The sequence below is a fragment of the Vibrio sp. 1641 genome (assembly GCF_033339995.1).
Lineage (GTDB): Bacteria > Pseudomonadota > Gammaproteobacteria > Enterobacterales > Vibrionaceae > Vibrio > Vibrio alginolyticus.
This window is the reverse complement of record NZ_JAWOVP010000535.1, coordinates 1-509: the sequence shown is the minus strand read 5'-3', so window position 1 is coordinate 509 and position 509 is coordinate 1. Positions and strand designations below refer to the sequence as shown.

1 protein-coding gene is annotated in these 509 nt (G+C 50.9%); it reads left to right on the top strand.

What is annotated here, in order from left to right:
• A partial coding sequence (locus tag R7Z47_RS26980; RefSeq protein ID WP_318131045.1) for an efflux RND transporter periplasmic adaptor subunit occupies positions 1-509 on the top strand: 509 nt, incomplete at both ends.

Genomic DNA, 509 nt, shown 5'->3' with positions numbered 1-509 from the left:
ACATGAGCGGCACAAGCGGTAGCGCTGCGAACAGCTCAAACGAGCCACTCTATTGGGTTGCGCCAATGGATCCAAATTACAAGCGCGACAAACCGGGCAAATCGCCAATGGGCATGGACTTGATCCCAGTGTACGCCGAAGATCTCGCGGGTGAACAAGACAAACCCGGCACGGTAAAAATTGACCCATCGGTTGAAAACAACTTAGGTGTAAAAACCGCTCAAGTCTCTTTAGAGCAACTTTCACCTCGGATTGAAACTGTCGGCTATATCGCGTTTGACGAAAGCCATTTGTGGCAAACCAACGTTCGCGTGGCGGGCTGGGTTGAAAAGCTATACATCAATGCCGTGGGTGAAAAGGTCGACAAAGGCGACGTGCTGTTCACACTGTATTCTCCTGAGCTAGTCAAAGCACAAGAAGAGCTGCTGAACGCCTACCGAACTGGACGTAGTGGCCTAGTGAAAGGCGCGACAGAACGTTTAGTGACACTTGGTGTTGATCGCTCTCAA